The sequence below is a fragment of the Nocardia sp. NPDC101769 genome (assembly GCF_044766925.1).
Taxonomy (GTDB): Bacteria; Actinomycetota; Actinomycetes; order Mycobacteriales; family Mycobacteriaceae; genus Nocardia.
Map to the genome: position 1 here is coordinate 96127 of NZ_JBIWMX010000014.1, position 17157 is coordinate 113283.

The 17157-nt window shown below is 68.4% G+C and carries 18 protein-coding genes; 7 read left to right on the forward strand and 11 right to left on the reverse strand.

Features of this window, described 5'->3' with window-relative positions; all coding sequences use genetic code 11:
* The first annotated feature begins 101 nt into the window (after positions 1 to 101).
* From ACIRRA_RS22380 to ACIRRA_RS22395, 4 genes are all read left to right on the forward strand, one after another.
* The gene (locus ACIRRA_RS22380) at positions 102 to 770 is read left to right on the forward strand and encodes a TetR/AcrR family transcriptional regulator (protein ID WP_402771137.1); all 669 of its coding nucleotides are present in this window, start codon (positions 102 to 104) and stop codon (positions 768 to 770) included.
* Positions 771 to 1179: 409 nt separating this feature from the next.
* The gene (locus ACIRRA_RS22385) at positions 1180 to 1770 is read left to right on the forward strand and encodes a cadmium resistance transporter (protein ID WP_402771140.1); all 591 of its coding nucleotides are present in this window, start codon (positions 1180 to 1182) and stop codon (positions 1768 to 1770) included.
* Positions 1771 to 1949: 179 nt separating this feature from the next.
* Positions 1950 to 4301 carry an arylsulfatase gene (locus ACIRRA_RS22390; RefSeq protein ID WP_402771143.1) on the forward strand — a complete coding sequence of 784 codons (2352 nt, stop codon included), beginning with the start codon at positions 1950 to 1952 and terminating at the stop codon, positions 4299 to 4301.
* Positions 4302 to 4312: 11 nt separating this feature from the next.
* Positions 4313 to 5254, forward strand: coding sequence for a formylglycine-generating enzyme family protein (locus ACIRRA_RS22395; RefSeq protein WP_402771146.1), 942 nt, complete (start codon positions 4313 to 4315; stop codon positions 5252 to 5254).
* A gap of 30 nt (positions 5255 to 5284) precedes the next feature.
* Here ACIRRA_RS22395 and ACIRRA_RS22400 read toward each other — a convergent pair whose 3' ends face one another.
* Together ACIRRA_RS22400 and ACIRRA_RS22405 are read right to left on the reverse strand one after the other, a co-directional pair.
* Positions 5285 to 5695 (reverse strand): YchJ family protein, encoded by a 411-nt coding sequence (locus ACIRRA_RS22400; protein ID WP_402771149.1) that lies wholly within the window; start codon positions 5693 to 5695, stop codon positions 5285 to 5287.
* 4 nt (positions 5696 to 5699) lie between these two features.
* Entirely contained in the window at positions 5700 to 6107 is a 408-nt protein-coding gene (locus tag ACIRRA_RS22405) for a nuclear transport factor 2 family protein (protein ID WP_402771152.1), read from the reverse strand.
* 87 nt (positions 6108 to 6194) lie between these two features.
* On the opposite strand from ACIRRA_RS22405, the gene ACIRRA_RS22410 reads away from it, so the two are divergent.
* Positions 6195 to 6749, forward strand: coding sequence for a PadR family transcriptional regulator (locus tag ACIRRA_RS22410; protein WP_402771155.1), 555 nt, complete (start codon positions 6195 to 6197; stop codon positions 6747 to 6749).
* A gap of 41 nt (positions 6750 to 6790) precedes the next feature.
* On the opposite strand, the gene ACIRRA_RS22415 is transcribed toward ACIRRA_RS22410, so the two are convergent.
* The 7 genes from ACIRRA_RS22415 to ACIRRA_RS22445 all read right to left on the reverse strand — a co-directional run bounded on the left by ACIRRA_RS22415 (position 6791) and on the right by ACIRRA_RS22445 (position 11745).
* The gene (locus ACIRRA_RS22415) at positions 6791 to 6928 is read right to left on the reverse strand and encodes a hypothetical protein (protein ID WP_402771158.1); all 138 of its coding nucleotides are present in this window, start codon (positions 6926 to 6928) and stop codon (positions 6791 to 6793) included.
* 44 nt (positions 6929 to 6972) lie between these two features.
* Positions 6973 to 7644, reverse strand: coding sequence for an O-methyltransferase (locus ACIRRA_RS22420; protein WP_402771161.1), 672 nt, complete (start codon positions 7642 to 7644; stop codon positions 6973 to 6975).
* Positions 7645 to 7765: 121 nt separating this feature from the next.
* Entirely contained in the window at positions 7766 to 9487 is a 1722-nt protein-coding gene (locus tag ACIRRA_RS22425; protein WP_356996449.1) for an urease subunit alpha, read from the reverse strand.
* Entirely contained in the window at positions 9487 to 9798 is a 312-nt protein-coding gene (locus ACIRRA_RS22430) for an urease subunit beta (RefSeq protein WP_402771164.1), read from the reverse strand. Before ACIRRA_RS22430 ends, ACIRRA_RS22425 begins: the two co-directional genes overlap by 1 nt.
* 5 nt (positions 9799 to 9803) lie before the next feature.
* A complete protein-coding gene (locus tag ACIRRA_RS22435; RefSeq protein ID WP_356996447.1) occupies positions 9804 to 10106 on the reverse strand; it encodes an urease subunit gamma in 303 nt (100 codons plus the stop codon).
* 129 nt (positions 10107 to 10235) lie between these two features.
* Complete coding sequence (locus tag ACIRRA_RS22440; protein WP_402771167.1) at positions 10236 to 10679, reverse strand: PaaI family thioesterase; 444 nt, start codon at positions 10677 to 10679, stop codon at positions 10236 to 10238.
* Positions 10680 to 10875: 196 nt separating this feature from the next.
* A complete protein-coding gene (locus ACIRRA_RS22445; RefSeq protein ID WP_402771170.1) occupies positions 10876 to 11745 on the reverse strand; it encodes a helix-turn-helix transcriptional regulator in 870 nt (289 codons plus the stop codon).
* Between the two features lie 492 nt (positions 11746 to 12237).
* Here ACIRRA_RS22445 and ACIRRA_RS22450 point away from each other — a divergent pair, with 492 nt between their 5' ends.
* Complete coding sequence (locus ACIRRA_RS22450; protein ID WP_402771173.1) at positions 12238 to 13197, forward strand: helix-turn-helix domain-containing protein; 960 nt, start codon at positions 12238 to 12240, stop codon at positions 13195 to 13197.
* A 12-nt stretch (positions 13198 to 13209) separates the two neighbouring features.
* On the opposite strand, the gene ACIRRA_RS22455 is transcribed toward ACIRRA_RS22450, so the two are convergent.
* Positions 13210 to 14193, reverse strand: a complete 984-nt coding sequence (locus ACIRRA_RS22455; protein ID WP_402771176.1) for an AraC family transcriptional regulator — start codon at positions 14191 to 14193, stop codon at positions 13210 to 13212.
* 357 nt (positions 14194 to 14550) lie between these two features.
* A complete protein-coding gene (locus ACIRRA_RS22460; protein WP_402771178.1) occupies positions 14551 to 15528 on the reverse strand; it encodes a LuxR C-terminal-related transcriptional regulator in 978 nt (325 codons plus the stop codon).
* Positions 15529 to 15685: 157 nt separating this feature from the next.
* Between ACIRRA_RS22460 and ACIRRA_RS22465 the strand changes: the two genes are divergently transcribed.
* Positions 15686 to 17110: an amidase gene (locus tag ACIRRA_RS22465; RefSeq protein ID WP_402771180.1), complete on the forward strand. Its 1425-nt coding sequence runs from the start codon at positions 15686 to 15688 to the stop codon at positions 17108 to 17110.
* Positions 17111 to 17157 lie beyond the last annotated feature (47 nt).

Sequence of the window (17157 nt, forward strand, 5' to 3'; positions counted from 1 at the left end):
GGGCTGATTTCGGGCTTGCAAGAAAATGCGCGCGTACGTTGTACGCACGAGCGCGAGTACAGTGTACGCACACCCAGCGCGGGAAGGGAACAATTCGTCCGATGACCGAGGCCAAGCTCACCCGGGCCGCCATCGTCGACACCGCCATCACCCTGGCCGACGAGTCCGGACTGGATTCCCTGTCCATGCGCCGCATCGCCGATCGTATGAACTCCGGCGCCATGTCGCTGTACCGGCACATCCCCAACAAGGACACCCTGCTGGCGGCCATGACCGACGAGGTCTCGCGGCGCAACCCCTACCCGCCGGCCGAGGGCCAGGGCTGGACCTGGCGGGACCGGGTGCGCATCGCGGCCGAGGTGGATTGGCGGCTCTACCAGGAACATCCGTGGGTGCTGTTCACTTTCGCGGTGCCACGCTACAACTTCGGCGAGCACAGCCTGGTGGTGCTGGGCTGGCTGGTCGAGGGGTTCGCCGAGCTGGGCGTCGACACCCGCGAGGCGACCCGGATGTCACTGTCGGTGTGGAGTTATATCGCCGGGGTCGCCCTGCAGGAGGTCAGCGCCCGGCTGCTGCAGGGCCGCGACAGCAGCGCCGACGAGCGCTCCGGGCTCACCGCCCTGCTCGACGGCGACCCACGCTGGCCCACCCCGCCCCCGCTGGCCGACCTCGTCGGCACCGGCGACACCTCCCTGCTGAATCCGGAGCACCTGCTCGACACCGGCCTCACCGCGCTGTGCGACGGCTTCGAGGCCCGCGCCGTTCACTGATCCGCCCGAAATCACCGGCACGGGCACCGTCGAATCCCGTTGCACGGCATCGTCTGCACCTTTGCGCAGACTGCAATCCTGCGGACGATGCGGTCCGCCCGGCTGCTGCGCAGATCGGCGGCGGCGTCTTGTGCCCCCGTTCGATCACTCGTACACTCGAAAACTCACTTTCGAGTTCCTAGGCAAGGCCGTCCGGGTCGCAGACCGCGATATCCAGCGGACCCCGGCGCCGGCAGTCTTGGGGTGGCGCTCGCACTGCCACCGCGCATCGCCGACAGGTCGCCCGAGGCCACATGCTTTCGCCGTCAACCTGATTCGGCATCCGTTCCGTCCATCGATCGGTGGTCGATGTGTACCGAACTCGGAACCGCGCCCGCACCCACCCGGTGCTCACCGAGGCTTGGCGGAGATGGCCACCGTCGTGACCGCCGCGGCGATGTTCGTCGGTACCAACATCGACGATGCGGTCGTGTTGACGGTGCTCAACGTCACCTCGCACAGCACGGGGATCCCGCGGCGGTGGCAGATCTGGGCCGGTCAATACCTCGGCGTCGGACTGATCGTGGCGGTGTCCGGGCTAGCGGCGCTGGGACTCTGCGCCGTCCCGGTGGAGTGGATCGGGCTGCTCGGTCTGGTCCCGCTGAGCCTGGGGGTCGGAATGCTGGTCAGGGCCCGTCGGCGCTGCGATCGCACACCGCCCCCGGTCGGCACCGGGCTGTGGTCGGTGGTGGGACTCACCGTCGCCAACGGCGGGGACAATGTTTCCGTCTACACTCCGGCCTTTCGCATCATGGGGCCGGCGGATGCGCTGCTCACCGTCCTGGTGTTCGCCATCCTCACCGCTGCTTGGTGTTCGGCCGGCATGGTGCTGACATCCCATCGCCGGCTGGTCGAAATCCAGCGACGCTACAGCCGCTGGGTCATCCCGTTCGTGCTCATCGCGCTCGGGCTCTACATCATCGACCGTTCGGGGCTCGTGTTCGGTCAACTGCCGCTATGAGTCCATTCCGGTCGGTACTCTTCTATGGGTACGAGAGATTGGCGACCAGCGAGAGTTCCGGACACCCAGTCCAGGAATGGCATGGTCACCCACGCGTCGAATCGAACATCGATGAACTCCCAGCGGTATCGCCGGAGCTGGGTACCACCACCAACGATTCTCCTTTCCAGAGGTGAATGATGGCCAGGAAGTTCGAAGGACATATCGCTCTCGATATCCGTGACTCGGTCGCCGACTGGGGGCCGTACGCAGAGCCGACCGCGAAGCAGGGTGCGCCCAACGTGCTGTATCTGGTGTGGGACGACATCGGAATCGCTACCTGGGACTGCTATGGCGGTCTGGTCGACATGCCGAATATGAAGCGGATCGCCGATCAGGGCGTGCAGTTCACGCAGTTCCACACCACCGCGCTGTGCTCGCCCACGCGTGCCTCGCTGCTGACCGGGCGAAATGCGTCGTCGGTCGGTATGGCGACGATCGAAGAATTCAGCGATGGATTCCCGAGCCTGTCGGGCCGCATCCCTGCCGACACCGCGTTGTGTTCGGAGGTTCTCGCCGAGCGCGGGTGGAACACGTACGCCGTCGGTAAATGGCACATGACGCCGCTCGAGGAGGAGAATCTCGCGGCGTCGAAGCGGCATTGGCCGCTGGGGCGTGGGTTCGAGCGGTTCTACGGTTTCCTGGGCGGCGAGGCCGACCAGTGGTATCCGAATCTGGTGTACGACAATCACCCGATCTCGCAGCCGTATCCGCCGGAGGACGGATATCACCTGTCCAAGGATCTCGCCGACAAGTCGATCGAGTTCATTCGCGACGCCAAGGTGATCGCCCCCGACAAACCGTGGTTCATGTACTTGTGCCCGGGATGCGGGCATGCCCCGCACCACGTTGCGCACGAGTGGGCCGACAAATACCGCGGCCGGTTCGACATGGGCTACGAGAAGTATCGCGAGATAGTGCTGGGGAACCAGAAGCGCTTGGGTCTGGTGCCGGAGAACACCGAGCTGTCGCCCATGAACCCGTACATCGACGTCACCAGTGCCGATGGCAAGCCGTGGCCGGCGCAGGACACGGTACGAGCATGGGATTCGCTGTCCGAGAACGAAAAACGGCTGTTCTCCCGGCAGGCGGAGGTGTTCGCCGGATTCCTGTCGTACACGGACGCGCAGATCGGCCGGTTGCTGGACTATCTCGAGGAGAGCGGCCAGCTGGACAACACGATCATCGTGGCCTTCTCGGACAACGGCGCGAGCGGCGAGGGCGGTCCGAACGGTTCGGTCAACGAGATGAAGTTCTTCAACGGCTACATCGACACGATCGAGGACAGTCTGGCCAAGCTCGACGAGCTGGGTATGCCGACCACGTACAACCACTACAGCATCGGGTGGGCGATGGCCTTCAACACCCCCTACAAGCTGTACAAGCGGTACGCCTCGCACGAAGGCGGCATAGCCGATCCATGCCTGATGTCGTGGCCGGCCGGCATCCCGGCCCGTGGCGAGGTCCGCCACCAGTACCTCAACGTCTGCGACGTCACCCCCACGGTCTACGAACTGCTCGGCATCACACCGCCGGACACGGTGAAGAACGTGGAGCAGCGCCCCTTGGAGGGGGTCAGCTTCCGGGCCCTGTTCGAAGACGCCGACACCGATGTCGGCAAGCACACCCAGTTCTATTCGATGCTGGGCACGCGCGGAATCTGGCATCGCGGGTGGTTCGCCGACACCATTCACGCGGCATGCCCGTCCGGCTGGGGACATTTCGACAAGGACCGCTGGGAACTGTTCCATCTCGAGCAGGACCGCAGCCAGATGCACGATCTGGCCGAGGTTCATCCCGGGAAGCTGGAGGAATTGAAGGCACTGTGGTTCTCGGAGGCCGCGAAATACAACGGGATGCCGCTCAATGATCTCGACATCGTCTCCGCGATGGTGCGCTATCGCCCGACCTACGCCAAGGGCCTGGACCGGGCCGTCTACTACCCGGACAGCGCGGAGGTCGGACCGGGCGCGGCACTCGAGATTCTGGGACGCTCGTTCGCGCTGCTCGCCGAGACGACGATCACCAGCCCGGACGCGCAGGGAGTGCTGTTCGCCCATGGTGGGCGGCTCGGCGGGCACGCCCTGTTCGTCCAGGACGGCCGCCTGTGCTACATCTACAACTTCCTCGGCGAGGAGGAACAGGCCATCGTCTCCGATCGCCGGGTACCGCTCGGCGATCACATCCTCGGGGTTCGGTACGAACGGCACGGCACCCGGCCCGACCACTACACGCCCACGGGCGAGGCCGTCCTCTATATCGATGAGAACCCCGTGGGTTCACTCGGTGACATGCGGATCCAGCCGACCGTGTTCTCCGGTGTCGGGGAGGGCGTCCGGGTCGGCCGGGACACCGGTCAGTCCGTTTCGGCGCGGTACCGGTCACCGTTCCCGTTCACCGGGGGGACCATGCACCAGGTCATCGAGGACGTGAGCGGAAAGCCGTACCAGGATCTGGAAATGGCGGCGGCTGCGGCCTTTTCGCGCGATTGAGGCGAGCACCCATGGCCACCGCGATTCGCGCACAGGTCCACCGCGGCATGGTCCGGATAGCCGGCGGCGACTTCGGCATGGGTTCGGAGGATTACTTCCCCGAGGAGCGGCCGGTGCATCGGGTGCGAGTCGATTCGTTCTGGATCGACCCGCACCCGGTGACCAATGCCGCCTTCCGGCGATTCGTGAAGCAATCCGGATACATCACGGTCGCCGAACGCATTCCGGCGGCCGAGGACTACCCGGATGCGGAGCCGGCGGACCTGGCACCCGGCGCGCTGGTGTTCCGGCCCACCTCGCGTCCGGTGTCATTGGACAATTGGCGCCGCTGGTGGCGGTACGTTCCGGGAGCCAGCTGGCGCCATCCGCACGGGCCGGGCAGCACACTCGACGGGCTCGACCGTCACCCTGTCACCCAGGTCGCCTACGAGGACGCCGCGGCCTACGCGGCCTGGGCCGGCAAACAGCTGCCCACGGAAGCGGAATGGGAGTACGCGGCGCGCGGCGGACTCGATTCGGCCATCTACGCCTGGGGTGACGAATTCGAACCCACCGGCCGGCACCTGGCCAATGTCTGGGTCGGCGCATTCCCCTGGAAGTTCCATCCCGGCCGAGGACAGACGTCCACACCCGGGACCACGGCGGTCGGCACCTATTCGCCCAATGGCTACGGTCTGTACGACGTGACCGGCAACGTGTGGGAGTGGACAGTCGACTTCTTTCGCCCCGGGCACTCGGCGTCGTCCTGTTGCGCTCCACTCAACCCACGCGTGGACACACCCGAACTCGAAGCGGCGCAACGCTTTCCACGCCGCGTGGTCAAGGGCGGCTCATATCTGTGCGCGGCCGACTACTGTCTGCGCTACCGCCCGGCCGCCCGGCAGGGGCAGACCGAGGACACCGCCACCTGCCATCTCGGTTTCCGTTGCGTCGTGCGTGATGGAGGTCCGTGACGTGCGATGCGCCCGAACCGAACTCGCTGATCAGTTCTCGATCTCGCCGTCGAGGTAGACCCACGCCCCGTGGTCGCGGCGGAAGCGGCTGTTCTCGTGCAGCTGCCCCGCCCTGCCGTGGGCGCGGTAGTGGGCACGGAACTCCACCGTGCCCTCGGTGTGGAACGGTCCCCCGCCGGTCGTGCCGAGGATCTCGAGCCGGTCCCAGCGCAGCCCCGGGTCGAAATCCACGTCGGCGGGCCGGGTTTCGGGGGCCCAGCTGCGCAGCAGATACGCCTCGTCCCGCACCGCGAACGCGCTGAAGCGCGACCGCATGAGCTGTTCGGCGGTGCTCGCATCGGCTTCGCCGCGATGCAGGCGCCCGCAGCAGTCGGCGTAGGCGGCGGGCAGCCCGCACGGGCAGTCCTCGGGCACGGGACGGGGAGTGCGGCGCTTCGACATGGGCCTAAGCGTAGAAGCTGCGTCCGGCGGGTCCACCGGACACCGACCAGACCTCCACGATCCGCCCGTTCTCGAATCGCAGGATGTCGGTACCGCTGATGTCGCGCACGACGGTGCCGTCCGGATCGACGACCCGGGCGCCGTAGGGCTGCGCGATGAGTCCGGTTCGGCCATCGGCCATGTCGACGACGGGCACACCCTGCGGGGCATACTCCAGGCCCGGCCGTTCGGCGCGGAACGTGTCGATGACGGCGGCGAGGGCCGCGGGGTCGTGGACGTCGTCGAAGACGGTCGCGCCGGGCTGGGCGTAGCGGAGGGTGAATTCGGGGGCCATGATCTCGCCGGCGATGGCGAGGTCGCCGTTCCACAGCGCGGCCCAGCGGTTGTACAGGTCGATGGCGTCGTCGCGCATTCCAACTCCAATAGTCTCATTGATATGGTATGACGGGAATGAATGTATAGTCTCAGCGATACCGTGTCAATCGAGAGGAGTTGCCTAATGACCGACCTCGGCCCGCAGGACCACATCGTGCTGGGCCTCATCGCCCGGCACGGCCCGCTGACGCCCTACGACCTGAAGGTCCGCCTCGAGGAGAGCGTCGACAAGTTCTGGCCCATCCCGCACGCCCAGCTCTATCGCGTCCCGCCGCGCCTGGCCGAGCAGGGTCTGCTGCGCGAAGAGGCCGAGGAGAGCGGACGACGCCGCCGCGTCTTCCATCTCACCGACGCCGGCCGCGCCGAACTGACCCGCTGGCTGGGCGACCCGACCTCGCCGCCGCCGGAGACCCGCGATCCCGCGCAGCTGAAACTGTTCTTCGCCGATCTCGGCGAGCCCGGTGACGTGGTGGCACTGGCCCGCAATCAGGCCGCCGAGCATCGCGGCTGGCTGGAGCTGTATCGGAGGCTCTACGGCGAGATCGATCCGGACGACAGCGAGCGCGCGACCTCACGCGCCCGCGTGCTGCGGCTGGGCATCATGCACGAGCAGGCGTACGTGGATTACTGGGAGGAATTGGCCGCGAACCCGGACGAAGCGCCCGGTCCGCGACCGTGATCGCCCCGCAGGGCAGACGACAGTGGTTGCCCTGCAGGGCATTACGACACGTGCACGACCGGGATCACCGGGCCGGCCGACACGGTGGTGCAGACGCCGGCCCGCTGGTTCCGGCCGGGATCGGCGGCGGGCGGGTGCTCGCCGCGATAGATGACGACCGCGAGCACACCCACCGTCATGACCAGCGCATGCCCAGTTCACCCTCCGTCAAGTGACCTATAACTCAGTCGTCCTCGTCGAGCACGACCGCGTAAGCGAAACCGTCCCAGCCCTTTCCGCCAACGGTCTGCAATACGGTCCCGTCCAGTCGCGGCTCGGCGGCGATCAATTCGATGACCTCCCGGCTGGCCCGCACCGCCGCATCCGCCGACGCCGCGTCGGCGATGCCGCCATTGCGCACCACATTGTCGACGATGATCACCGACCCGGGCCTGGTCAGCCGCAAAGCCCACCGCACGTAGTCGGCGTTGTTGACCTTGTCGGCATCGATGAAGACCAGATCGAACGGTTCCGGCTGCTCCTCGGCCAGCACCGGCAGCGAGTCCAGCGCCGCACCGACCCGGACGTCGACCCGCTCCCCCACACCAGCGCGATCCAGATTGTGGCGCGCCACCTCGGCGTGCTTCGGCTCGTATTCGAGGGTCACCACCCGACCGGCCTTCCCGACCGCCCGCGCGAGCCAGGTGGTGCTGTATCCACCCAGCGTGCCGACCTCGAGTACCCGCCGTGCCCGCACGGATTTCGCGATCAGATACAGGAATTTGCCCTGCGGCGGCGAGACGTCGATGGCCGGCAGTCCCGCCGCCGCGTTCGCCCGCAAGGTTTCCGAATCCTCGTCTCCCACCAGGGTTTCGACGAGATAGCGATCAACTTCGGCCCAATCGGCAGTCGTCATACCCGAAGTCTGCCACCGCCTCCGGCGCACTCCCAGCATTGCGCTCACGCTGAGAGATTTCGCACTCGTGGGCCGGGCTCGGTGCCGGGCGCGCTCTCAGCGCACCCGGCACCGGGTCCGTTCAGAACAGGAAGTACCGCTGTGCCATGGGCAGTTCGGTGGCGGGCTGTTCGGCCCATACTTCCCCGTCGATCCGGACCGTGAAGGTATCCGGCTCCACCTCGATGCGGGGCATGGCGTCGTTGTTGGGGAGGTCGGCCTTGGTGCGGCTGCGAACATTGGCCACCGGCACCAGTTTCCGGTTCACCCGCAGCCGGTTCGCGAGGCCGTCCTCGATGGCCTGCTCGGACACGAAGTGCAGCGAGGTGCCCGCCGCCACGCTCGGTGCGGCCCCGAACATCGGGCGCGGCAGCACCGGTTGCGGAGTCGGAATGGACGCATTGGCGTCGCCCATCGCGGCCCAGGCGATGGTGCCGCCCTTGATGACCGCGTGCGGGCGGACCCCGAAGAAGGCAGGCTCCCACAGCACCAGGTCGGCCAGTTTGCCCACCTCGATGGAGCCGATCTCGGCGTCGAGGCCGTGCGTAACCGCCGGGCAGATGGTGTATTTCGCGATGTAGCGCCGCACCCGGTTGTTGTCGGCCGCGCCGTCGCCGGGCAGCGCGCCGCGACGGCGCTTCATGACGTGCGCGGTCTGCCAGGTGCGCATGACCACCTCGCCGATGCGGCCCATGGCCTGCGCGTCGCTGCCGATCATGGAGATCGCGCCCAGATCGTGCAGCAGATCCTCGGCCGCGATGGTGGAGGGCCGGATCCGGCTCTCCGCGAAGGCCAGATCCTCCGGAATGGACGGGCTCAGGTGATGGCACACCATGAGCATGTCCAGGTGCTCGTCGAGGGTGTTGATGGTGTGTGGCCGCGTCGGGTTGGTGGAGCTGGGCAGCACATTGAGATGCGAAGCGACGGTGATGATGTCGGGCGCGTGCCCGCCGCCCGCGCCCTCGGTGTGATACGAGTGGATGGCCCGGCCCCGGATGGCGGCGAGGGTGTCCTCCACGAATCCGGCCTCGTTCAAGGTGTCCGAGTGCAACGCCACCTGCACGCCGGAGGCGTCGGCCACGGTGAGGCAGTGGTCGATGGCGGCCGGGGTGGTGCCCCAGTCCTCGTGCAGTTTGAAACCGCCGGCACCGCCGCGCAATTGCTCCCACAGCGCGTCCTCGCGCACGGTATTGCCCTTGCCCAGCAGCAGGATGTTCACCGGCCAGGAGTCGGTGGACTCCAGCATGCGGGCCAGATGCCAGGCGCCGGGGGTGACGGTGGTGGCCTTGGAGCCCTCGGCCGGTCCGGTGCCGCCGCCGACGAGGGTGGTGATGCCGCCGGCCATGGCCTCGTCGAGGATCTGCGGGCAGATGAAGTGCACATGGCAGTCGATGGCGCCCGCGGTGACGATGCGGCCGTTGCCGGCGATGATCTCCGTCGAGGGCCCGACCACCAGATCCGGATGCACCCCGCTCATGGTGTCGGGGTTGCCCGCCTTGCCGATGGCGACGATGCGGCCGTCACGGATACCGATGTCGGCCTTGATGATTCCCCAATAGTCGACGATCACCACGCCGGTGATGACGGTATCCGGGGTGCCCTCGGCGCGGGTGGCACGGGCCTGGCCCATGGATTCGCGCAGCACCTTGCCGCCACCGAAGACGGCCTCGTCACCGGCGAGACCCGGTCCGCCGCTGCGGTCCTCGGTGATCTCGATGAGCAGATCGGTGTCCGCCAGGCGGATTCGGTCGCCGACGGTGGGCCCGAACAGTTCGGCGTAACGGGCGCGGGACAGTTCGGCCATCAGGCATCCAGCTTTCCGGGTGGGGTGAGGCTGATTCCGTGCACCTCGCGGGCGCCGCCCAGCGGGACCAGCGAAACCCGCTGCCCCAGACCGGGTTCGAAGCGCACCGCGGTGCCGGCGGGAATGTCGAGGCGGCGGCCGTGGGCAGCCGCGCGGTCGAATTCCAGCGCGGCATTGGCCTGCGGGAAGTGCACGTGCGAGCCGACCTGAACCGGCCGGTCACCGGTATTGACCACGTCCAGTTCGATGCGCTCCGCGCCCGCATTGAGCTCGATCGTGCCTTCGGCACAGAGGTATTCGCCAGGAATCATGGCCGTCATCCGATCGGGTGGTGGACGGTGACGAGCTTGGTACCGTCCGGGAAGGTGGCCTCCACCTGCACGTCGTGGATCATCTCCGGTACCCCGTCCATGACGTCGGCGCGGGTGAGCACGGTGCGGCCCGAGGCCATCAGCTCGGCGACGGTGCGCCCGTCGCGGGCGCCCTCCAGCACATGGTCGGTGATGATCGCGATCGCCTCGGGATGATTGAGCCGCAGTCCACGGGCCTGTCGCCGCCGGGCCAGCTCGGCCGCGTAACTCAGCAGCAGGCGCTCCTGCTCGTGCGGCGACAGTCGCATTCGGACTCCTCGTCGAATCGCGGGGACGGATCGTCGGTCATTCTGGCACGACCCGCGTTACCAGCATGTTTCGGTGATCCACGACCCGCGGACGCCTCGTTCCGACGCGGCGATTCCGGTTCCGCGCCTTCAGTTCTGGGGGTTGAGGTTCTGCAGCCGGACCTGACCGCGCGCCACCGTCCGATCCTGCTCGTCGGTGATCACCACCTGCCACAGCTGCTGAGAACGCCCGCGGTGGATCGGGCTCGCGACACCGTTCAGCTTGCCCTCCCGCACCGCGCGCAGGAAGTCGGTGTTGTTGTTGACGCCCACCACGGTCCCGCGATCGCCCAGCCAGGCTCCGGCCGCCACGCTGGCGAGGGTCTCGATGACCGTGCAGTACACACCGCCGTTGACGATCCCCGCCGGCTGATACTGCTGCGGCGTCACCACCCACTCCGCGGCCGCTCCGTCACCGCTCAGCGCGGTGAACTTCAGCCCCAGCAGGTCGGTGAAGGTGCCCTCGCTGAGCTTGTTCATCAGCTCCGGGGTGATATCGGCCAGGGATTTGATCGAGGAGAAGTCGTCGCTCATGGCTCCACGTTCGCACGCGGGATCTTGATCCGAACCGCCGGGTCGGCACCACTACTTGTCCAGTTAGGTAAGCCTGACCTATACTGGATTCGGCGTCAGGATCGAGCGAGGCCCCGAGGGCTGCGGTGGCCCCGATCCCCTGCCGGTGGTGGGTTCCGTCGACGGTGATCGTTCAACGGAACCCACCACCTTCGTCTTATCCGGCCATGCCCCACAGCATCCGGATCCATCCCGGGTATCGGGCGCTCTCCACGTCGTAGAGCTGCAGGTCGAGCGGGACCCCGGTGCCGCCGCGCGGACCACGCAAACGAACGACGCGCTCACCGGCATCGTGGGAGTCCCCGGATTCCGACCACAGTCGCCGGAACTCCGGATTCCGGCCCAGCTCACGCAGATACGGGATGGACCATTCCTGAGCATCGTGGGTCGCGATTCGCGCCCGCAGCACCGCAATCGAGGCACGCGCCGCCGCGTCCCGGTCGCTGACGGCCGCGGCGGACCGGGGATCCTCGAGGAGCCAGGTCAGCCAGCAGCCTTCCTCGGTGAGCCCGGGAAAGGCGCGGCGCGCGGACCGGTTCAGGGCCAGCACATTCCACCGCGAATCGACATAGCCGGCCGGATCCGGGTCGAGCCGTTCGAGGCGACGCAGCATGGCCGGTGTGACGGCGGCCCGCAACGCGGCGGGTTCCGGAGCGGCGCGGTCCGGCAATCCGGCCAGATCGAACAGATATCGCCGCGATCGGTGCGGCACCGGACGGACCCGGTTGAGACACCCGAACAGCGCCTCGACCACCGGTTGCGTCGGCCGGCCCCGCCGCCCGAGTTCCAGATGGGTGATGTAGCTGGCACTGACCCCGGCCGCCATCGCCAGCCGTTCGCGCGACACCCGCCGTTCGTCGCGAAGCCGACGCAGCACCTCCCCGAAACTCGGCGGCTCCACGGCCACCGCAGCATCCATCGGCGCCTTCAGCTCCAGCTGTCCCCGCACGCACACCTGCCCGTGGCCACCACCGATCGAGAGGCCGTCCGCAATCGAGATCCCCACTGACCCTTGCTTGTTCGCCACGCCCAACCCTCTTCCTTGCCAGCTACTGTGAGACCCCGGCCGCTTCTCACGCTAGATCCCCGGGCGGGGCCGACAGGGTGCTGTGCGTGCCAGCCAATCGGCTGACAGCGACCTGTGGGTTCCGTCCGCGCCCGGTGTGGGTAATCGGATCGGCTCGCAGTGACTCCGGATCGGCAGGTGTGCACTGCCCGCGGTCCGGGGGTCAGCGGTGCGGGCGACCGGTGCGACATCCGAACCCGCAATTGTGCTGTGGGCGCACAGTTGTCGCCTACGACTGCCAGCGCCTGGTCCGGTGCCACCAGCTCCGGGAGGCGAACGAGCAGGTCGGGTTCGATCGGCGGATCCGGTCGGCGGATTTTCCGGCATTCCGTTCCTAGTAATGGGCCGTCACCGATGCACGAAGTTTGCCCGGGCCTCCATAAAATCAGGCCAGTCGTTTTGTTCGGCACGGATGTGGAGCTCGAGGTCGGGCGAGTTCCGAGGGGAGTTGAGATGGCCGTCCTCCTGGACGTGGAGTCGTACCCGATCGAGCACCGGCCCACCGTGGTCACCGAACTGGCGAAATCGGTTGCTCTGCAGGTCGATGCGGAGATGCTGGATCCACCGGAGCGGATCGTCGCCCGCCACGAGCGGTGGCGGCTGGGGGTGGCCACCCTGCATCGCGTGCGGATCTCCTCGGTTCGGGTGCGCCGCACCACCGCCCAGGTCCATCGAACGCCGTCCTCGGCGGTCGCGGTGATGTTGCAGCGACAATCGGTGCGGCATCAGTATCAGCGCGGACGGCACACTTCCACCGCACCCGGCGAATGCGCGGTCTGGGACTTCACGGCGCCGTTCGAAGCCGGCTGGGACGGCATCGGCGAATCGTGGTGTATCGCCGTCCCCCGGAATCGGATCGGGCTCTCCGGCGAGACCGTCGCCGCGGCCGCCGGCCGCCTGCGCCACAGTCCACTGCACGACATGATCGCCGGGCAGATCACCGAACTCATCGAGGGCGCCGACGCGCTCGAACGGGATCCCGCCGCGGTCATGATCGGCCAGTGCTGCGTGGAAATGATACGGGCCCTGCTGCTTTCGGCGTCCGGGCACACGGGCGACAGCGCCGCGGCCATCCCGCACCAGGCCGTGGTCCGCGCGGTCCAGACCTATGTGCGCGAGCATCTGGCCGATCCGGACCTGCGGGTCGAGCAGATCGCCGCCGCGCACAACATCTCCTCTCGCTATCTGTACCGGCTGTGCGCGGCGGCGGGAATCCGGCTGGAGCAGTGGATCATCGGCGAACGGCTGTCAGCGGCCCGCGCCCTGCTGGTGGATCCCGCCCACGGCAGCCGCACCATCAGCGCCATTGCCCACACCGTCGGATTCCGCGACGCGACCCATTTCACCCGCCGCTTCCGCGCGGCCTACGGCATGACTCCGCGCGACTGGCGATACGCCACGACGGCCGGATGACTACCGCCGCTCTCACTCCGCGCCTGCGCCGCGGGCAGTCGCCCCCGTGACCACACGCCACTCCCGCGGGCCGACCCCGTAGACGGCACGGAATCGGCGGGTGAAGTGGCTCGCGTCGCGGAAACCGGCCGTTCGCGCCACCCAGCCGATGGTGCGGCCGGCGTGCTGCGGGTCGGACAGGATCCGACGTGCCAGCTCGAGCCGCTCGGCGATCACCCACTGCCGCATCGAACGGCCCGCATCGGCCCACAGCCGGTACAGCTGCCGCTCCGAAATATTGTGTACCGCAGCGACTTCCGCCGCCGTGAGATCCAGACACCCCAGGTGGGAACGCAGGTAGCTCTCGATCTGGCCCAGCAGCAGCGGACCGGGCAGGGCGGCGCCGCAGCCGTCCGCGGCGAGTCCACCGGCGGCCGAAAACACCAGTGCCCGGATCAGATCCGCGCACATTCCCCCGATATCCGTGGCACCGGAATCGGATTCGATCTCATCCGCGCGGCCGACGAGATCGGCGATGAAGGCGGAGACCATCGGGTGCAGTGGACTGTGCCGCAGCCCGAGGGCGGCGGCCCGCACCGATCCTCCCGGCAGCCCCAGCTCGTCGAGGGAGATGCGCAGGCTCACGCTGATCGAGGGTCCCCGGGTCACCGACACGAACGGGGTGTCGGTATCGAGAGCACCGCACAATCCGGACGTGAGCACCTCCTGCACGCCGAAATGCTCGTGCACGCGAACACCGTCGGATTGCCGGGCGATCGACAGGATGCCCGCCGGACTGGCCCGGATGTGCCCGGACGTCCTGACCACCTCGAGGCCGGACAATTCGGCCCGGAGCAGGCGCACCGGCCCGAAGATCCACTCCTCGAACCGGCCGTGGACCGCGCGCGGATCGGTGAACCGCACATCCGCGCCGGCCACTTCCTCGGCGGTCGCGGTGGCCATGGCGTCCGCCCGCTCGTGCCGCGCGAGCGACCCGGTGTCGAATACGACAGCCATCCCGTCCTCACCATCTCGACGCGACCGTCGCTCCCATCACACGGCGTCCCGAATACACCCGAAGCCGCCGCAGTGAAGAGTAACAGCAAGCGTCCAGCACACATGACGTCGGCGTTGGATCGGCACCCTGGCCCCGCCGTCGGGACAATGACGAGATCCCCTGCCGCACAGGATGCTTACCACTCGGCGAACCAGGGGCACCATCGACGCGGCAGGCCCGCACGCCACCGCGAACAGCAAACTATCGGCTGCGGTGTCGGCAGTCATGACACGACCACGGGTTCACCACCGTGCGGACTGGGGTCCCACAGTCACGAGCTTCCCGGAAGCCCACAGCCCCTTCATGTTCCGGGCCGATCAGCCGGCGACATCGACCTCGAGGCCCCAGCGCACCGCGGTGGTGGCGGCGACGGTTCGGTTGGGCGCGTTCAGTTTCCGCAGGATGCGTTCGATATGGGTGGCGATGGTGGAGGGTTCGACGCCCAGGTCCGCGGCGATCCGGGCATTGGATCCGCCCGCCGGGAGCAGTGCGAGCACCTCGAGTTCGCGCAGGGTGAGCGCGTGCGGCGGATCGATCCGCCGGTAGTCGACCCGGGTGCCGCCGGACCGGGCCGGGCGCATCCGGGTCCGGTGGACCTCCCCGCCGACGATCAGCAGATGGTCACGCGGACAGCCGGATTCGGCCACCGACCGCGCGAGCTGGAATCCCGCGGTGCCGGCCGCGAACAATCCCGGCTCGGCGAACTCCGTCACCGCGTGCACCGCGTTCCCGGGGCCGACGAGCACGGCCGATTCCCCGGGATCGACCCAGGTCTCGGGGCTGCGGCACGGATCGAGCGCCGCACCGACCACGTCGGCGAGCAGCGCGAGCGCGGTCATCGACGACCGCGAGAACGGCACGCCCGCAGTGCCACTCATGTTCAGCATGCCCAGGTAGCGGCCGTCCACGCCGAACAGCGGCTGGGTGAGGCCCTGCCGGTAGCCGAGCGGCACGATAACCCGCTCGAACACCGGGCCGGAGCGGGCCGCGGCCGGAACCGCACCCAGTTCGAGGGGTACCCGCTCGTCGCGAAGCCGGGCGAACATCGGGTGCGCGTGCAGGCAGGTATCGATGACCTCGAGCGCACCCGGCGGATAGCCGACGCTGGCCGCGGTGCGGTGCGCTCCGGCGACCGGATCGAACCGCGACAGCGCCGCGTGCTCGAAGGCGACGACCCGCGACAGCTCGAAAAGCACCCGGCCCAGACCCGGCCGGTCCGGTGCCGCCGCCTCGATCGACGACCGGACCCGCAGGGCGACGGCCGGGTCCAGACCCTCATCAGATGCGGCAATCATCCGGCCAGTATGACGCGGGTCACGATTCCCGGAGTCGCGGGATGGGTGTGCAGACAGCACCCGGACCGCTGAACCGCGTCCGTCGATCGGCGGACGCCGCGCCCGGCGCGGCGACCTACGTTCTGGCGCACCAGCACACAGCACCGGGAGGTTTCCGATGGATATCGCCGACTACGCGGCACACGACGCGACGGGTCTCGCCACCCTCATGCGGCAGGGGCAGGCCGGGGCCGCCGAGGTCCAGGCCGCGGCGACGGCCGCGATCGCCCAGGTCGATCCCGAGCTCGGGGCGGTCGTGGGCGAGGTGTTCGACCGGCCGCTGGACTACGACCCGTCCGGTCCGTTCGCGGGCGTGCCGTTCGCGATCAAGGATCTGATCATCCACGCGGCGGGCGTGCCGCAGCGCAATGGCAGCCGGTTGTTCGGCGACGGTGTCGCGCACCCCCACGACACCGCGCTCATGACCCGATTCCGGCGGGCGGGCCTGGCGACCATGGCGGTGACCACCTCCCCCGAGCTCGGTTTCAACGCCACCACCGAGGCCCGCGCCTACGGTGCGCCCACCCGCAATCCGTGGGATCCGGCGCGCAGCGCGGGCGGATCCAGCGGTGGCGCAGCCGCATTGGTGGCTGCCGGGGCGCTGCCGGTCGCGCACGCCAATGACGGCGGCGGATCGATTCGCATCCCGGCGGCGGTGTGCGGTCTGGTCGGGCTGAAGCCGAGTCGTGGACGGGTCTCCGCCGCACCCGATTACGCCGATCCGCTGCTGGGCATGGGCGTGGAGTTCGCGGTCACCCGGACGGTGCGGGACTGCGCGGGCCTGCTCGACGCCGTGCACGGCAGCGAACCCGGGGACAAGTACCTGTTCCCCGCCGAGCCGTCCGACTTCCGCACGGTCATCACACGGCCCGCGCCCGTGTTGCGCATCGCCGTGACCGCCGACCTGTCGCAGGCCGATCCGGACTGTGCGCGGGCGGTCGCGGACGTCGCGCGCGAGCTGGCTGCCATGGGGCATCGGGTCGAACTGGCCGATCCCGCTATCGATTACGAGGCGTTCCATCGCGCCAACCTCGACGCCTGGTGCAGTTTCCTCGCCGACGCCGTCACCACCGCCGCGTCCGCGCTGGGCGTCACGCCGGGCGCCGATCACCTCGAGGCCACCACCCGCGCCTGTGTCGCCTACGGCGCCACCCGCACCGCGGCCGATCTGTACGCGGTCGAGTCGACCTTCAATACGGCACGCCGCGCGGTGGCCCGGCTGCTCACCGACTACGACCTGTACCTCACCCCCACCACCGCGCGCCCGGCGCTGCCGCTGGGCCACCTGGACGCCGACGATCCAGCGCTGACCGCACCCGAGTGGTATCGCAAGATCTTCGAATTCGGCTCGTACACCGCGCTGTTCAATGCGACGGGCAACCCGGCGATTTCGCTGCCGCTGGGCCGATCGGCCTCGAACCTTCCGGTCGGCGTGCAGTTCGTGGCCGGCTACGGCAGGGAGGCCACCCTGCTCGCGATCGCCGCCGACCTGGAGCGCCGACTCCCCTGGCATCAGCAGCGCCCCGGGATCTACGCGCACTGATCCCCCGCCGAAAACCCTGCGACGGCACGGCGATGGGTTTGCGAGGA